Genomic DNA, 17,428 nt, shown 5'->3' with positions numbered 1-17,428 from the left:
TAAAGAATCGGACGAGGAGGTAATGTATTCATGAGGACATTTATATCGGACTTTAATAAGCTTGTCAAATTACGTTTAACGTTAACTGTTGTATTTTCTGCATCCATTTCATTTTTGATCGGTGCGAAGCAACAGGGTGACATCATGTGGTTCAACTGGCTATTGCTGACAATCGGTGGCTTTTTTGTGACGGGTGCGGCCAATGGCTTCAACGAGATCATCGAAAAGGACATCGACAAGTTGATGAAGCGTACGATGGATCGGCCATTGCCTACAGGGCGTATGACGACAGGACAGGCTTTGGTGCTTAGTCTATTGATGGCCTTGGGAGGTACGTTGATATTGGTACAGCTCAATTTTTTGACGGGGCTGCTATCGGTGTTTTCGATCTTTTTGTATGCCTTTGTGTACACGCCGCTCAAGCCGAAGTCGCCAATAGCTGTTTTTGTTGGTGCGTTTCCGGGAGCACTTCCTCCTTTGATCGGCTATTATGCCTCTTTTGAGTCGGCAGGTTTTGGCTTCGAGTACGCTGCGGTCAGTGAGGCCGCTATCGTCATTACGCCGTTCGTGCTGTTTGCCATACAGTTTGTCTGGCAATTTCCGCACTTTTGGGCCATTGCCTGGGTAGCGGACGAGGACTATAAGAAGGCGGGGATACAGCTGTTGCCAACGACAAAGAAGGATAAGGTATCGGCTATTATACTTTTTATCTCTTGCCTATTGATGCTGGCTGTAGGTTTTTTGCCACTTTATTATGGCTTTGGAGGCTGGATTTTTACAGGGGTGTCGTTGATAGGAGGATTGCTATTTGTATGGTACGGTTATAAGCATTTGCGGGAAATGTCGGATGCTTCGGCAAAAAAGATTATGTATATGTCGTTTGCTTATCTGCCAGTTACCCAATTAGTTTTATTGTTTGATTTTATTCGATTTTGAGCATATAGTGATGGAGAATAATGCTATCGGTAGTATAGAAGAGGAACAAAGGGTCCGAAAGGCCAAGAAATTCAACCTTTGGCTGGGAATGATCGGTATGTTCATGATGTTTGCGGCATTTTCGAGTGGCTTTATCGTGTACACGGCTAGTGGTGTAGACAAGGGTTTGAAAACGATATTGCCCCAGACCTTTATGTACAGTACCGCGGTACTTATTTTGAGTAGTTTGACCATGCATTTGGCATTTAAGGCTGCTAAAAACAGTGCCCTCACCAAGCAAAAACTATTTTTGCTATTGACAATTGCTTTGGGGATTGCATTCCTGTTTTTGCAGGTGCATGCTTGGGGCCTATTTTTTGCACAAGGAATTACGTTTATCAATAACAATGCCTCGCAGTCTTTTCTGTATGTATTTACCGGTATGCACTTGTTGCATATCGTGGCAGGGCTGCTTGTGCTACTTCGTTGTTTGATCGGTGCGATGCGGGGGATACCGCAGTCGAATAATATTTTTAGAATGGATCTGGCTGCTATTTTTTGGCATTTTCTGGATCTTTTGTGGATTTATATATATGTTTTCTTACTTTTGAATCAATAACAGTAAACAATGAGTACAACAACTGTATCGCAATTGGATAAGGTGAAAACCGGGCCATGGAATGGTGGCAGATCGCCTTGGAACTTAGAGTATGGAAAGATCATGATGTGGTTTTTTCTGGTATCGGATGCATTTACCTTTTCGGCTTTCTTGATCTATTATGGCTCTCAAAAATTTGCTCAACCGACATGGATCGATGCGGACAAGGTGTTTCAGTCTATTCCGGGGATAGCAGATTCGGGTCAACCTTTGGTTTTCGTCGGTATCATGACCTTTATCCTGATCATGTCTTCTGTCACTATGGTACTTGCTGTAGAGGCTGGTCATCGCAACTCAAAGCATGAGGTTGTAAAATGGATGCTTTGGACGATCTTGGGCGGTTTGATGTTTGTTGGTTGTCAGGCGTTGGAGTGGTCCCACTTGCACCACCAAGGTTTTTGGTTCGGAAGCAACCCTGCTACAGGATTGACAGACCCTGCTGCTATTGCCGCAGCATTGGAACCTTATTTTACGAAGGAGATTTCGTATACGGCTGCTTTGCAGTTTTCTAATCTGTTCTTTACGATCACAGGTTTCCACGGATTCCACGTTTCGATAGGTATCTTGCTGAATATCATTATTCTATCGATGACTTTGAATAATACTTTTGAAAGAAGAGGAACGTATCTGATGGTAGAAAAGGTGGGTCTTTATTGGCACTTTGTGGATTTGGTGTGGGTGTTTGTATTTACATTCTTCTACCTGATCTAAAGGAATAAGGATAAAAGAGCAAGGAACAAGGGCTTGCTGATACCTAATAATTAACGGGTTTTTGAATTTTTACTTTTGAACCGAGCTTGCGAGCTCATCTTTAGATAATTTTTATTTTTGAAAATGGCACATCACGATCATATATCAGCTTCACACGATGCACATGCACATGGTGAAGGAATGGATAAGAAACGCATCTGGTCCGTATTTTTTGTCCTGTTGGCTCTTACGGCTTTAGAATTTTTAATCGCCTTGGGTTTTGTACATCATTGGGCTATCCTTCATAAAGGACCATTGGTTACTACGATTTACATTATACTTACATTGGTCAAAGCATACTATATCGTCGCTTTCTTCATGCACTTGAAGTTTGAGAAATCGAGTTTTATAGTGACTTGTTCCATTGTCTTTTTGTTCATTATTTATTTCATTGTATTGATGTTGATCGAAGGCGATTACCTGTTGCACCATTTTCAGGAACATCCCCTTTATCCGAATAAATAATGATGAACGCGAGTTCTCGTAAGAAGAATATTTCTACTGTCATAATCCTGGTCATCGTTTTGTTGGTGCCAGGATTTTTGTATGTAATGCTCAACCGTATGGGCTCCAATTCCTATATCGTATTGCCGGTATTAGGGGAGAAGGTATTGTCGGGGGAGATGAAGAGGGTAATGGGACGGGAAGTCCTCGATACGATTTACCATCAGATTCCTTCGGTTTCCTTATGGAATGATCGTGGAGATACGACTTTGTTCATGGGCAGTGATTCGAGTATCAGCGTGGTTCACTTGTTTTATACCAGGGATGATGGTTTGTCACAAGCCCTATTGGAACGCTTGCGTCCTGTGGTTGAACGGTTCCAACATAATCAAAGTGTCAAGTTTTATTCCATCTCCGTTGATCCCACAGATTCTCCAGAAGAATTGGTTAACTTTGCTAAACGGTTCAATAAAGGTTTGGAGAGTAGTTGGCAGTTTTTGGGTGATCCTGCTGTGGATATGTTAGATTTTAGCCGCAAGCATCTGTTGATGGATGCGATGAGGGATACAGGAGACAGTACAAGGTTTGTCATCAGTCCCAATTATGCGCTTATCGATTCGCGACACCGTATCCGTGGCTTTTATGATATCAACCTGAAAACGGAAGTGGACAGGCTCAAAGATGAAATCAAGGTACAGGTAGTAGAAGAATTGCGTAATAATCCGCTTAAAATAGAAAAGAAATAGTATGGCAATGACCGAGGCAGAAAAGAAGTACAAAGGTTGGATATGGATGCTGTCCATTGTTATTCCCTTGGCTGTAGCGGCATTATTTGGTGTCAATCTGAGAAAGTTGGGCTATGATGTGGAGCCCTTGTCTTTTTTGCCGCCGATATACGCGAGCATCAATGGTTTGACGGCAATATTATTGTTTGTGGCCGTGACTGCTGTCAAGCGGGGCAATACGAAGCTGCATGAGCGTCTGATCAAACTGTGTATGGTGTGCTCTTCTTTGTTCTTGTTGATGTATGTGGCCTATCACATGACTTCGGATTCGACACCATATGGTGGAGAGGGATTTATCCGTTATGTGTATTTTTTCATCTTGATTACACATATTGTTCTCTCTGTAGTCATTATACCTTTTGTACTCTTTACTTTTGTAAGGGGGATTGCCGGAGCTTATCAGCGGCATAAGAAGTTGGCCAGGGTCACGTATCCGATGTGGCTGTATGTGGCGGTGACAGGGGTGATTGTGTATTTGATGATTTCGCCGTACTACCAGTAGTCAGTGGTCAGTAGTCAGTGGTCAGTTGTAAGTTGAGGGGGAGCGTCATCTTGAGCGAATCCGCCGCCGCGGAGAAGTCGAAAGATCTCGTGTATCTGGGAGAAGACCGGTGGACAGTGAGGAGTAGAGGATTAGTCGTTTAAAGGGTTAATTGGTTAGGGTTTAGGAGATTTAGTCAATTGATTAGTCAACCAAATAAACGATTAATCGGTTAAACAATTAAACAATAATAAAATGAACAGAGTCTGGATATATCAAGCGGACCGTTTTTTGTCGGATGAGGAGGTCACACGGATGTCGGCTTCTTTGAATGATTTTATATCGCAGTGGGCAGCACATGGTGCTGCATTGGCTGCAAGGGGGTATATAAAATATAATCTATTTTTGATCTTGGAGGTGGATGAGCGACAGGCTAGTGCATCGGGTTGTTCGATCGATTCATCGGTACGTTTTATCAAATCGTTGGAGCAAACATTTGGTGTTGGCTTTTTTGATCGCATGAAGGTGTCTTTCAAAGATACTTCGGGTGCTGTCCGGTTGGTCGGTAGGAATGAGTTTGAGGGACTGGTTCGTTCGGGAGAAGTCACTGCCGAGACGGTTGTTTTCAATAATCTGATCCAGCAGGGGGAGGAATTGCTGACAAACTGGGAAGTGCCTTTTAGGGAGAGCTGGCATAGTAAGGTTTTTTGAGGGAGAGCGGACAGTAGATACAGAAGATTAAGAGATTAGGGACTTGCAGGAAAGAGAGATTAATTGTTTAACTGCTTAGTTATTTCCGGGTGGCTAAACACAGTGTACGTTATAAGTGCGTTTTGTTAATTTAAAGAAATTATAATATATTTAAGGCAAGAATGAAACAGTATAATCCATAGGGTTAGTGTCTAATGGTGTTGGACCGACCCCCGGCTCAATATCTGATTATGAAAAGACCTGTCTTGCCGTTATTGAAAGAGGCCATTCGGTAGATTATCCACAAGAATATTCGTCTAACATTACGTTTGAGATATCCTATGCCGAACGTGAAATCCTCAAGATACCCGAAGGAATTCTAATTTCACAACGTTTTGATGGTTTTCTTTATTTTATGGAGATCTTGGAAATCAGGATCGAACAGGATCTTTATTTGCCTTACGAAACGTTGGATTTTTCGGTTTTTCTTTTTTTTATGCTGGAAGGGCATGGGCAGTTTACGACCGGGGAGGGAAGGAATTTATCAGAAGCACATAAGGGCATCTGTTATCTGACCGTTAACGAGGCCGATCGCTATGGCCTGCATTTGAGGCAAGGTACACATATCCTGTTTTATGTATCACCTCATATAGAGTGGATAGGCAGATACTGTGATATTTGGCCTGGACTGATTGATTTGATCCATGAGACGCAAAGATCGGGTTTAGATATCGCCTTTATGCATAAGATGACTATTAATCGGACGATCAGCAGGTATCTTATCCGTATGTGGCACCTTTCGGAGAAACAGACAGAGCATATTGAGCTGCAATTTGCCATCGAACTTAAAGGCTTACTCCAGACGTATTATCATTCGAAGCATTTGGCCGAACAGATACACTATCTCCGGTCGGAAGAAAAGATACATGAAATCAGCCGTTATTTGGACCAGAATTTCCAGTACCCAAATATTGGAAATATCCGGCAGCTTTGTGAAAGATTCCTAATCACAGACCGTACCTTGCGTAGGGTATTCTTTAAGGTAAACAGAAAGACAGTTTCAAATTACATGGGCAGGAAAATACTATTCGGATGATAATATATCATTTGGAGGACAATTAATGCAAGGATTAAGTCGTTCTACATGGGAGATCTTACAATCCTGGGGAGGATATAATTACAGTCAGATAAGGAATATAGCTGGAGATGTGGATAGGGTGGATTATCTTGGAGGAGCTACTTTTGTGACCAATGAAGGTGCTGCCGGAGGTGCATGGGGTGTTTCTTTGGGGAACTATCTGAACCTAAATATCAATGGTGGGATAATAGGTAGTTTTAGTGAGTGGGTTACCAACAACCCCTTGTATATGCATGAATACGGGCATACGTTTGACAGTAGGGGATATGGACCTGCCTATCTTTTCAAGGTAGGCATTCCAAGTGCAAGGAGTGCAAAAAGGAGTACACAGATTTCAGGAGAGCCTCAAGGAGTGGAGACCCATGATTTCCAATGGTATGAAATGAATGCTAATAGGTATGCAGCTCGCTATTTTGGGAGATATTATGGGGTGAACTGGAATAGACCTTTTGGACTCCCTGGTGATACAATAGAAACATATTATCCAAGAAGAACGAGAATAAGAACGAGGAGGTAAAATGAGAAGATATTTAATATTTATCGGTATTGCAGTTATGTGCCTGTCTACTGCAGGAGAATGCAGAAAGGCTATGGATTACAAGTATCCATTATGGCTGACTAATTCTTCTGAGCAGGAAATTATGATTTATATTAATAATAATGGAACCGTGTTAGACCCTATTTATCCAGATACAACAATAACAAAGAGTATCAAACATATATCGAAACCTATACCACAAGACTTTATTATCAGGCCTGGAGAGAAAGAGATATTTGTAGAGAGTTCAGGTCCTTGGGAAGAGAAAAGAAGAGGAATAGACACACTCTCTCTCGTTATCTTTAGTGTGGATACATTGGAAAAATATCCATGGGAGATTATTCGTGAGGATTATATGATCTTACAGCGTTATGATCTCAGTATGTCTGATCTGCGCAAGTTAGATTATAGTATTGCATATCCACCCACCGAGGCAATGCGTAATATGAAGATGTGGCCACGTTATGGGGAGTGAGGTGAGATGCGGGTTTCGGGTTACGAGAGTGATGAGGTTAATTTTTAAGGGTTTAACTGGTTAGAGGAAGTTCGGTCTTTAAAAAACTGTTGAGGATATACCGGTCATAGCCTGTCCCGATCTCGCAGAGATAAATCGGGAAGCATTTGTTCGGGGTGGGACTGGTTAATATGAATGGCCGCTTGGGAGCCTGTCCCGAACTTGATTCGGGAACGCGAGGTTGCACAGGTTCCTCTCTCCGGACAACTATGTGCAGGCGGAGCGGAGTCCCGAGAAGCATAGCGAATCGGGAATCCGTGGGGTACGCAAAGCTTCAACCGGTATGGCTATGCAATGAACAATCCGCTGGTGTATGTGGATGAGAATGGGGAGTTTTTTTTCATACCAATAATTATTGGGGCAATTATCGGTGGGGTTTCTGGTTATCTTGCAGGAAAAGCACCAGGAGCAAAGGGGTGGGATATGGTCGGTTATATTGCTGGAGGAGCCGGTATTGGTGCTTTATCTGGAGGGGCTGCTGTTGGGATTTCTGCAATAGGGGGAGGAGCAATGCTGGCAGGGGGTGTTGCCGGTGCAATTTCCGGTGCGGGTTTTTCTGGCTTGGCGACAGGATGGAACGGTGAAGCGATGTTAAAAGGTGCGGCGTACGGCTTTGCATCCGGTTTCGTAGGTGGAGGAATCGCTTCTGCAATGGGAGGAGGCTGGGGTGCTGTTGCTGGAGGTGCTGGAGGGTCAGGACTGAACACATTGTTATACGGTGGCGATTTAGAACAAATAGGTATTTCTATGTTTATAGGCAGCATTTTGTCTTATGGAACCTATGAATTAACTTCTTATATTGCCTACAAACAAGCCAACTTGTCAATAAACAATCACCAAGTAACATATAAACAGTTTAAAACGATGCAAGCAGACTATCAACGTTCTCGTTTTTGGCATAAAGAATATGGTGGAATACTGACAAAAAATGGTAATGTAATAAGAGCACCTTCTCAAAACAGGCATAGTTTAAGGGTTGATTTCACAAGAGGAATGGTTAATGCTGCTAATAATGACGGTGGGTCTGCTGCTTCGTATCATACACATTGGGCAAGAGGAGGGGTTGATTACTATGTTAATAATGTTAACGATATTGTTACTAAAGCAAATGCTTTGTCTTTAGTAACAACTTCTAATGGACCTTCGCCTGGAGATATGAATGGATTAGCAAATTATTTCGGAGGGAATCAATATTTGATTGATCGGAACAGTTTTTACTATTATAATACTGCAACATCAGGAAATAATAGTGTTTTCTTGTTTAGATATTTTCCGATGTATTGGTGGTGATTAAATAAAGGAACTTATGAAGAGGTTTTTTATTTTCATATTTTTAATGGTTAGCATTACAGATGTCATTTGTCAGAATACCGACAGTATTTTAGTGTCTTCTGGCAGTACAAGAATTATTTATCTATTAATAAGTGATAAAAATATTGAGGACCGTAAGAGGGCAGGAATAGATTGTCATTTTATTTATCCTTTATTGATTTTGAATGGCTTAATAATCAGAGAGGAAGAAAAAGTGAATTGTTTTAGAAATCAGTTTGAATTTACAAATATAAAAAGCACAAAACGAATTACAAAAGCTGAAGCTGAGAAAAAAGGTATTCCTAATGTGCCGAAAGACGGAGTTTTGTTTGTAACCACCAAAAGAGGATATTATTTTGATTACTCTTGTGAATAGCCTATCCCGGACTCGCTTCGGGAAGCATTTGTTTGGTGTAGCACTGATCAATATGAATGGTCGCTTGTATGACGCGAGGTTGCACAGGTTCCTTTTTTCACGTTTGAAGTATCCCTTTCTCATCAAGACACATATAAAAGTTGGATGGTTGTTTACACAAATTGACAAGTATGTATCCGAAACCCATGTTAATGTATATATGGGTTTACATGTTGTATACAACGTTTGGACCAATGCGGGTGTAGATTTGTAAATTATGCAAGCGGTGTAGGAATAGGGAGACGCAGCATCTGAACAATGCATATACATGTTAAATAGTGTTGTGTATAGCTGATGTAAATGTATATCTAACAGACAAAAATGTATGAGCAACTTTGTGAAATGTATACGCTGTTTTATAAAAATGCGTACACTATTTCGTAGAATGTGTGCACAATTGTACCAAGTATAGTTCTCCTTTATGAAAGTGTATATATCGTGACGCCATACGTAGTTGTAGTTTGTCAGAATAGATGCACATATTCACTCCTTTATCTATTAGATTTGAATACTTGCATACCCTTGTGCCGATATGAGGTATGTTTATTGGCAGACTGCTGGTATATATAGGGAAGGTCGGTTGTCATTTTGCGAGATCAATCATGTATTTTTATTCCGCTGGCATACATTTAATGACAATGTACGCACCATCTCGTAAAACGGATACAAGATCTGACGATCGGGGTACACGTCGAAAAGTGTTTTTTGCGTCATTCTACATCAAAATCGGTGTTTGCATGCCTTTCCTGTTTGACGGCAATGCCCAAACCTCTACTGATGTCTGTAGAGGGGAGAGGCTGTTGCCAACCTCTTGGTGGGAGTTTTAATTTTTTGAGGTTGTCTCCTATGTTTGCATTAAACAAACATAGGAGACAACCTCGCTATCTACTCACAAAAGACTGGTCTTTGGCGCTGCCGATAGAATAGCCGTACTGGCCTTGTCTTCGTATTGTTTGAAATTGTCGACAAATAGCTGGGCCAGTGCCAGTGCTTGCTGATCGTACGCCTCCTTATCTTCCCATGTATTCCTTGGGTTGAGGATAAGGTCGGGTACACCCGGACAGGACTGCGGCTTCCATACCCCAAAGACATCATGGGCCACGTACTCGACCTCATCGAGATCACCCCGCATGGCTGCATGGATCATAGCCCGTGTGTATTTGAGGTTCATACGCTTGCCTTCCCCATATTTGCCGCCTGTCCATCCCGTATTGACGAGCCATACTTTCACGTCGGCATACTTTTCTAATTTTTCTCCCAACAATTCGGCATAAGCGGTCGGGTGCAGGGGCAAGAATACTTTTCCGAAGCAAGCCGAAAACGTAGTCTGTGGCTCGATGATGCCTACTTCGGTACCGGCAACCTTGGCCGTATATCCCGAAATGAAGTGATACATGGCCTGCTCTTTTGTCAATCGGGATATGGGCGGCAGAATACCGAAAGCGTCACAGGTCAGAAAGAAAATATTCTTCGGATTGCCGCCTATCGAGGGTTCCTTGGCATTGGGGATATAATGGATCGGATAGGCCGCCCTCGTATTTTCCGTGATGCTCTTGTCCGAAAAATCGACTTTATTGCTGTCGGGAAAAAATGCGACGTTCTCCAATAATGTACCTTCTTTGATAGCTGCATAGATCTCAGGCTCTTTTTCTATACTCAGGTCAATACATTTGGCATAACATCCTCCTTCAAAGTTGAATACAGCGCCTTCAGCCCAACCGTGTTCATCGTCGCCGATCAGATGGCGATCGGCATCTGCCGATAGGGTAGTCTTGCCTGTTCCGCTCAGTCCAAAGAATAAGGATACATCTCCTTTTTCGCCTTCATTGGCCGAACAGTGCATGGGCAGGATGTGATGCTCGTGCGGGAGCAAAAAATTTAATACACTGAAGATTCCCTTTTTCATCTCCCCCGTATAGGCAGACCCGCCGATGAGTATGACTTTCTTGCTGAAATTGACGATGGTAAAATTACCCTGCCTCGTTCCGTCGACTGCCGGATCGGCTTCAAATTCGGGTACTTGCAAGATCAGCCATTCTTTTTCGAAGTTGTTTTGCTCTTCGGTAGTGGGTCGGATAAAGAGGTTGTGACAGAACAGGTTGGCCCATGGTGTGGTATTGACCACGGTCACACGTAACCTGTAGTCGGGATGTGCTCCTGCATAGCAGTCACGTGCCCAGATTTCCTTGTCGGAAAGAAACTTCACCATTTTGTCATACAACCTATTGTACACCTCTTCACTCGTAGGAATGTTGATGTCTCCCCAATCTATGGTATTAGAGGTCACTGCGTCTTTGACAATAAACTTGTCTTTTGGGGATCGGCCGGTAAATTTTCCGGTGTTTACGCATAATGCACCCTTGTCGCTTAGACTGCCTTGGCCTAATGTGAGGGTTTGCTGTGTCAGTGTGGCACTGTCTAGGTTCCAGTGGATGTGCTCTGCAAGGATACCTAGTTCTTTGAGGTTTACATTGGAATTTAGTGCTCCAATTTCACGTCGTATCATGGTGTTGTCATAATTTGTTTATGGGGCTAAGGTAGGGACAATATCAAAGGGATAGGGGATGAGTTTAATTTTTGCTAAAATGATATTTATACCGAATGAACGTAACTCGTATTTCAATATTTTCGAATGTTGTTTTGTTTTTTGTTATTTATCGTGTTCTTTTATTGAAGAATTATCAACAAAAAAACACCACTTTTTGGGTGGTGTTTGCTTCAAAAAAGTCGTGAACTCAAACGATTTCGTAAAATTTTTATTCCCGCATATCTATGCAGGTATGTTTTGCAGATTCTTTTCATGAAAAATCTGCGGTTTCAATCAGTGTCATTCCGATAAAGCGGAACGTACTGTGGGATATTATACCCTAAGAGTTTTACTTCTTATTTACGCTGTACTTACCAGGACCGGTAAAGAAAATAGCGAGAAATACAGCACACAATTCGAGGGCATGTGATGCGGTCGTCCATCCGTCACCGTTGGCCAAATGGAAGACGGTGGCCACGAGCATCGTCAGCGCTAAAAATAAGCTTGCCGGTCTGCTCCAAAGTCCGATGATGACCAATATTGCTCCAAGCGTTTCGGTCAATGCTGCTAATCCCCCCCAAACCATGGGAAAGAAATTGATGCCTAGATTTGCCATAGAAAGCCCTATTTTTTTCCACAGCTCAGGTCCACCCATTATTTTGGGCAATCCATGGAAGGCAAACATGGTCACGCCGGTGACCACACGTAAAATCAATAGTCCGATGTCTTTGTTGTTGGTTCTGCTCATAAAAATTATTTTAAGTTATGTAAATTATGATGGTGAAGGTAGTTATGGAAGCAACGTATATCACGGGCTTTTATGACCTCTATAACTATTATCACCTCCATCACTTTATTTTAATCTATATAGTGAATGGAAATTTTTGTTTTTTGTACAGATAGCTTGATCTGTTGCCCAAGTATCAAAGTTCTGTTGTCTGCTATATGACCTACCGGGCAACCGAAAGCAACGGGAAAGTCGTATTCCTGCACTTTGTCCAGAATTATTTCTTCAATCGATTGACCGAAAGAAGCACTACTGTCCCGCATGTCGGTAAATCCACCCACGATCAGTCCTTTGAGTTTGTCCAGTTTTTTGGCTCTCTTCAATGTCCACAGCATGCGGTCTATGTTGTAATGAGCTTCGCCTACATCTTCGATAAACAATATCTTGTTGTCATATTTGATGTCCGAACGACTGCCGATGATACTATGGAGAATGGCCAGATTGCCTCCGACTAGTATAGCTTCCGCTTCACCCGAACGATTGGGAAAACCTGAAAAACGGTATTTGAGATCACTTTTTTTTCCAAAAAGAGCTTTTTTCAAGGACAAGAGTGATGCGGGCGATGCGTCCAGAAACGATTTAGCCATCTGCCCATGGATGGTCGGGATACCGAATTGTCGTTGGATATGGCTATGCAATACGGTGATATCGCTGAAGCCTACCAGCCATTTGGGGTTGTTCTTAAATTTTGTGAAATTCAATCGGTCGATAATGCGAACGGTTCCATATCCCCCGCGGCCTGCTATAATGGCTTTGATCTCTTTGTCGTCCAATGCCTGTTGTAGATCTGCTGTTCTTAGTGCATCGTCTCCGGCAAATTGGTTTTTCTGTGTGGAAACTGATGGAGCAACCACGACCTCCAGTCCCCAGCTTTCGAGCATAGCGTAAGCTTGACTGATATCGGGTTTGATATAGCCCGCCGGACATACGATAGCTACCTTGTCACCGGATTGCAGGTATGGAGGTGTTTTCATTTTTTTATGTTTTATTAAATGTAGGGGCAAAAAATCTTTTGCCCCTACAAGGATATATTTTTCTTACCTTTATCTATTCCGCGCAAATTGAATTATCTTTGCAAACAATTTTACAATTTATTTTTTGTATACACCTTAAAAAATAGAATATTTTGAGCAATTTGTCTAAAAAACGCTATACCATTACTTCTGCTTTACCTTATGCCAATGGCCCCTTGCATATCGGTCACTTGGCAGGTGCATATATTCCCGGAGATATTTTCGTGCGTTTTCTGCGACTAAAAGGCAAGGATGTGGTATATGTGTGCGGTTCGGATGAGCATGGTGCCGCTATTACGATCAAAGCGAAGAAGGAGGGGGGGACGCCGAGAGAAATCATAGACAAATACAATAAGCAGATCAAGGAGTCTTTTGCCGAGTTTGGTATCTCGTTTGATATCTATCACCGTACTTCAGAGCAGATCCACCATCAGCTATCGCAGGAGTTCTTTTTGAATCTCTACGAGAAGGGTGAATTTATAGAGAAATTTTCAGAACAATATTATGATGAGGAGTTCCACCAGTTTTTGGCGGATCGGTATATTACAGGTACATGTCCCCATTGCCAAAATGAAGGAGCGTATGGTGATCAATGCGAAAAATGCGGCACTTCGCTGAGCCCCACAGATCTGATCAACCCCAAGTCGACATTGAGCGGAAAGACACCCATTTTGAAGGAAACCAAGCATTGGTACCTGCCATTGGACAAGTATCAGCCTTGGTTGGAAAAATGGTTGATCGAAGGTAAAAAAGACGTACTGAAGCCCAATGTATATGGCCAATGCCAATCTTGGCTCAAGCAAGGGTTACAACCACGCTCGATGACCCGGGATCTGGATTGGGGAGTAGATGTGCCGTTGGAAGAAGCTGTCGGAAAGAAATTGTATGTATGGCTAGATGCACCCATAGGTTATATTTCTGCCACCAAGCAATGGGCCTTGGATCATGGTAAGAATTGGGAGGACTATTGGAAGAAGCAACCCAATCCCGAAGACGACTCGACATTGATCCATTTTATCGGTAAGGACAATATCGTGTTCCACTGCATTACTTTCCCGGCCATATTGCATGCACATGGGGAGTATATCCTGCCGGATAATGTACCTGCAAATGAATTTTTGAACTTAGAAGGGGATAAGCTATCCACCTCACGTAACCATGCGGTCTGGCTACATGAATATCTGGAAGAATTTCCGGGCAAGGAAGATGAACTTCGGTATGTGCTGACCTCCATCTTGCCCGAAACATCAGACAGTGAGTTTACGTGGAAGGATTTTCAGGCACGAGTCAACAATGAGCTCGTGGCTATCCTGGGTAATTTTGTCAACCGGGTGATGGTGCTTTCACATAAATACTTTGCCGGTAATGTGTGGGGAGGCTCGGCGTTGAATGCCGTGGATAATCATGTTTTTGATGAGTTGGCCAAATATCCCGAACTGATCGAACAGTCTATTTCCAATTATCGTTTCCGCGAAGCATTGGGTCATTTTATGAATGCAGCGCGTTTGGGAAATAAATATCTGGCTGACGAGGAGCCTTGGAAGGTCATTAAGACAGACGAAGAACGTGTCAAGACGGTGCTGTATGTGGCCACACAGATTGTTGCCAATCTAGCTGTATTGGCTCAGCCATTTCTGCCCAAAACATCTGCCAGGCTATTCGATATGCTGGATCTGTCACAGCAAGGATGGGACAAAGCCGGAGCTAAGGATCTGGTGAAAGAAGGTCACCGTCTGGGCGATGTACAACTGCTGTTTGAAAAGATCACGGATGAACAGGTGGATTTTCAATTGCAAAAACTGGCCGATGCCAAAGCGAAGAATGCCTTGGAAACTGTGGAGGCTACTCCGGCAAAAGGCAATATTACGTTTGATGATTTTATGAAACTGGATATCCGTGTAGGTACAATACTGGAAGCGGAGAAAGTAGCCAAAACCAAAAAACTGTTGAAATTGACGATAGATACGGGTATAGATCAACGTACAGTGGTATCCGGGATTGCTGAGTTTTTCTCACCGGAGGATATCGTAGGTAAGCAGGTGTCGATTCTCGTCAATCTGGAGCCTCGTGAGATCAAAGGTATTCAATCCCAAGGGATGATATTGATGGCGGAAGATGCCGATGGAAGATTGGATTTTGTCAATCCGACTTCAGCCATCAGACCGGGCAGTACGGTGAGATAGTTAGTCTTTTTTTACTTTTTGACGTTTTAATTTTTACTTTTGCCAATATGAGCAAGCAAACAGACGATTTTTTCAAAAATATCATATCTCATGCCAAGGAATATGGTTTCGTATTTCCTTCCAGTGAGATCTATGACGGTCTAAGTGCCGTGTACGATTATGGTCAGTTGGGTTCTGAACTCAAGAACAATCTCAAGGCCTATTGGTGGAAAGCCATGGTGCAGTTGAACGAAAATATTGTCGGCATCGACGCCGCGATTTTCATGCATCCCACGACATGGAAAGCCTCCGGGCATGTAGATGGGTTCAACGATCCGATGATCGACAACAAGGATTCCAAAAAACGCTATCGTGCCGACCAATTGATCGAAGAAAAAATCGATCGTTATGAAAAAGACGGCAAGACAGATAAAGCCGCCCAGTTGCAGAAAGATCTGGATGATGCCTTAAATGCAGATGATTTAGCTCGTCTGAAAACCATCATCGAAGAACACAATATTGTATGTCCTGTTTCCGGAACCAAGAACTGGACAGAGGTACGTCAGTTCAATCTGATGTTTGCTACCCAAATGGGGGCAATGGCCGATGGAGCGGAACAGGTATATCTACGCCCGGAGACGGCACAGGGTATCTTTGTCAACTTTCTGAATGTACAAAAGACCGGACGGATGAAAGTGCCTTTTGGTATTGCCCAGATCGGTAAAGCCTTCCGAAATGAAGTCATTGCCCGGCAGTTTATCATGCGTATGCGGGAGTTTGAGCAGATGGAATTGCAATTCTTTGTACGTCCTGGGTCTGAATTGGAATGGTACAACAGGTGGAAGGAGACTCGTCTGAAATGGCACTTAGCCTTGGGAGCCGACCCGGCCAAGTATCGTTTCCACGATCATGTTAAGCTTGCCCACTATGCCAATGCTGCCGTGGATATCGAGTACGAGTTCCCATTTGGTTTTAAGGAAGTGGAGGGTATACACTCTCGTACGGACTTTGATTTGAAGCAGCACCAAGAATATTCGAAGAAAAAAATACAATACTTTGATACGGAAATCAATCAAAACTACATTCCGTATGTGGTCGAGACATCCATTGGTTTGGATCGTTTGTTCTTGACTGTATTAGCCAATTCCTTAGTACAGGAAGACCTTTCGACAGAAGACAAGCAGGATTCACGCGTAGTATTGAAATTTCATCCAGCCATCGCGCCCGTCAAAGCGGCTGTCCTGCCATTGACCAAGAAAGACGGCTTGCCCGAAAAGGCACGTGAGATCATGAACAGTCTTAAGCTGGATTACAACATACAGTACGACGAAAAGGACTCGATCGGTAAACGCTACCGTCGTCAGGATGCTATCGGTACACCGTTCTGTATTACGGTAGACCATCAATCTTTGGAGGACAATACCGTGACCATCCGTCACCGTGACAGCATGGAACAAGAACGTGTAGCCGTGGATCAATTGGGCACTATTATCGGAAACCGTGTCAGCTTGACCAATCTGCTGAAAGAGTTGGTATAAAAGAAAAAACTTCGCAAGTCTTATAGTATAAATACTACAAAATTTTGTAAAAAGGCAATATCTTATGGTGTTGCCTTTTGCTTTTCCGTATTTTTGCCCTAAATTAAACTATTTAGAACGATTATGTTCTAAGTAATAAAAAATGTACTTATGATAAAGACTATTAGACTATTTGGAATTGTTGCATTCGTTACTCTTCTTGGGCTTCAGATTTCCAATGGCCAATCATCTGGAACTTCTGTAAGAAACACTATTCTAGATACCATTCCCGTTTCTCAGATCGGTGCAGAACAAAATAGGCTAGCTACTGAAAAGCAATTAGCCACGGATCAGGCGCGCCGGGAAGCAGCAGCCGAACAAAAGCGTATAGAAAAAGCGGAGCAAGAAGCCAAAAAGGCTGAACAAAAGGCAGCTAAAGAAAGAGCTAAAGCTGAGAAAGCTGCAAAGAAGCGTGAAAAAGAAATAGCTAAGCGTGAAAAAGAGCTGATAAAGGCACAGAAAGCCCGTGAAAAAGCACAAAAAAAATACGATAAAGCGGTCAAGAAATCTACAAGCCTTCAAAAGAAAATCGTTAAGCAAGAAAAAAGGATAGAGAAAGTACAAAAGGACTTTAACAAAAAAGTTGGAAAGGGTAAGCTAAGCGGTATCGAAGAAGAAAAAGCCAAGATTAAAATTAGCAGAGAAGAGATTAAGTTGAAAGAACTTCAACGTGACCTGGAAAAAGTAGAGAAGGAAGTCGATAAGCTACGATAAAATCCTGTA

General features: G+C 42.6%; 18 protein-coding genes. 15 read left to right on the top strand and 3 right to left on the bottom strand.

All coding sequences use genetic code 11. From position 1 onward, the window contains the following. The first annotated feature begins 30 nt into the window (after positions 1 to 30). From cyoE to G5B00_RS14160, 12 genes are all read left to right on the top strand, one after another. The gene (cyoE, locus tag G5B00_RS14215; RefSeq protein WP_163876743.1) at positions 31 to 936 is read left to right on the top strand and encodes a heme o synthase; all 906 of its coding nucleotides are present in this window, start codon (positions 31 to 33) and stop codon (positions 934 to 936) included. Between the two features lie 10 nt (positions 937 to 946). Continuing rightward, positions 947 to 1,534: a heme-copper oxidase subunit III gene (locus G5B00_RS14210; protein ID WP_163876740.1), complete on the top strand. Its 588-nt coding sequence runs from the start codon at positions 947 to 949 to the stop codon at positions 1,532 to 1,534. A 9-nt stretch (positions 1,535 to 1,543) separates the two neighbouring features. Beyond that, a complete protein-coding gene (locus G5B00_RS14205) occupies positions 1,544 to 2,284 on the top strand; it encodes a cytochrome c oxidase subunit 3 (RefSeq protein WP_163876737.1) in 741 nt (246 codons plus the stop codon). 123 nt (positions 2,285 to 2,407) lie between these two features. After that, on the top strand, positions 2,408 to 2,788 hold the full coding sequence (locus G5B00_RS14200; RefSeq protein ID WP_163876734.1) for a cytochrome C oxidase subunit IV family protein: 381 nt from the start codon (positions 2,408 to 2,410) through the stop codon (positions 2,786 to 2,788). Further along, positions 2,788 to 3,513, top strand: coding sequence for an SCO family protein (locus tag G5B00_RS14195; RefSeq protein ID WP_240894500.1), 726 nt, complete (start codon positions 2,788 to 2,790; stop codon positions 3,511 to 3,513). The genes G5B00_RS14200 and G5B00_RS14195 overlap by 1 nt, the downstream gene beginning before the upstream one ends. A gap of 1 nt (position 3,514) precedes the next feature. Further along, a complete protein-coding gene (locus G5B00_RS14190; RefSeq protein WP_205966433.1) occupies positions 3,515 to 4,054 on the top strand; it encodes a DUF420 domain-containing protein in 540 nt (179 codons plus the stop codon). A 234-nt stretch (positions 4,055 to 4,288) separates the two neighbouring features. Then, positions 4,289 to 4,744, top strand: coding sequence for an ABC transporter ATPase (locus tag G5B00_RS14185; RefSeq protein WP_163876731.1), 456 nt, complete (start codon positions 4,289 to 4,291; stop codon positions 4,742 to 4,744). Positions 4,745 to 4,931: 187 nt separating this feature from the next. Continuing rightward, positions 4,932 to 5,819, top strand: coding sequence for a hypothetical protein (locus G5B00_RS14180; RefSeq protein ID WP_163876728.1), 888 nt, complete (start codon positions 4,932 to 4,934; stop codon positions 5,817 to 5,819). Between the two features lie 25 nt (positions 5,820 to 5,844). Beyond that, positions 5,845 to 6,378 carry a hypothetical protein gene (locus G5B00_RS14175; RefSeq protein ID WP_205966432.1) on the top strand — a complete coding sequence of 178 codons (534 nt, stop codon included), beginning with the start codon at positions 5,845 to 5,847 and terminating at the stop codon, positions 6,376 to 6,378. Position 6,379: 1 nt separating this feature from the next. Continuing rightward, positions 6,380 to 6,874 carry a hypothetical protein gene (locus tag G5B00_RS14170; RefSeq protein ID WP_163876725.1) on the top strand — a complete coding sequence of 165 codons (495 nt, stop codon included), beginning with the start codon at positions 6,380 to 6,382 and terminating at the stop codon, positions 6,872 to 6,874. 333 nt (positions 6,875 to 7,207) lie between these two features. Further along, positions 7,208 to 8,203: a hypothetical protein gene (locus G5B00_RS14165; protein WP_163876722.1), complete on the top strand. Its 996-nt coding sequence runs from the start codon at positions 7,208 to 7,210 to the stop codon at positions 8,201 to 8,203. Positions 8,204 to 8,219: 16 nt separating this feature from the next. Further along, positions 8,220 to 8,600, top strand: a complete 381-nt coding sequence (locus G5B00_RS14160) for a hypothetical protein (protein ID WP_163876719.1) — start codon at positions 8,220 to 8,222, stop codon at positions 8,598 to 8,600. 928 nt (positions 8,601 to 9,528) lie between these two features. Here the strand turns inward: G5B00_RS14160 and pckA are convergent. From pckA to G5B00_RS14145, 3 genes are all read right to left on the bottom strand, one after another. Then, positions 9,529 to 11,145, bottom strand: a complete 1,617-nt coding sequence (gene pckA, locus G5B00_RS14155; RefSeq protein WP_163876716.1) for a phosphoenolpyruvate carboxykinase (ATP) — start codon at positions 11,143 to 11,145, stop codon at positions 9,529 to 9,531. 370 nt (positions 11,146 to 11,515) lie between these two features. Then, a complete protein-coding gene (locus tag G5B00_RS14150) occupies positions 11,516 to 11,914 on the bottom strand; it encodes a DoxX family protein (protein ID WP_163876713.1) in 399 nt (132 codons plus the stop codon). 110 nt (positions 11,915 to 12,024) lie between these two features. Then, complete coding sequence (locus tag G5B00_RS14145) at positions 12,025 to 12,927, bottom strand: LD-carboxypeptidase (protein WP_163876710.1); 903 nt, start codon at positions 12,925 to 12,927, stop codon at positions 12,025 to 12,027. A 152-nt stretch (positions 12,928 to 13,079) separates the two neighbouring features. On the opposite strand from G5B00_RS14145, the gene metG reads away from it, so the two are divergent. From metG to G5B00_RS14130, 3 genes are all read left to right on the top strand, one after another. Continuing rightward, positions 13,080 to 15,149 carry a methionine--tRNA ligase gene (gene metG, locus G5B00_RS14140; RefSeq protein ID WP_163876707.1) on the top strand — a complete coding sequence of 690 codons (2,070 nt, stop codon included), beginning with the start codon at positions 13,080 to 13,082 and terminating at the stop codon, positions 15,147 to 15,149. A gap of 47 nt (positions 15,150 to 15,196) precedes the next feature. Then, positions 15,197 to 16,666 (top strand): glycine--tRNA ligase, encoded by a 1,470-nt coding sequence (locus G5B00_RS14135; RefSeq protein WP_163876704.1) that lies wholly within the window; start codon positions 15,197 to 15,199, stop codon positions 16,664 to 16,666. A 150-nt stretch (positions 16,667 to 16,816) separates the two neighbouring features. Continuing rightward, positions 16,817 to 17,419 (top strand): hypothetical protein, encoded by a 603-nt coding sequence (locus G5B00_RS14130; RefSeq protein WP_163876701.1) that lies wholly within the window; start codon positions 16,817 to 16,819, stop codon positions 17,417 to 17,419. Positions 17,420 to 17,428 lie beyond the last annotated feature (9 nt).

Source organism: Parapedobacter sp. SGR-10 (assembly GCF_011030405.1).
In the GTDB taxonomy this organism is placed as follows: domain Bacteria; phylum Bacteroidota; class Bacteroidia; order Sphingobacteriales; family Sphingobacteriaceae; genus Sphingobacterium.
The sequence above is the reverse complement of the archived record's forward strand: the minus strand, read 5'-3'. Positions and strand labels throughout refer to the sequence as shown.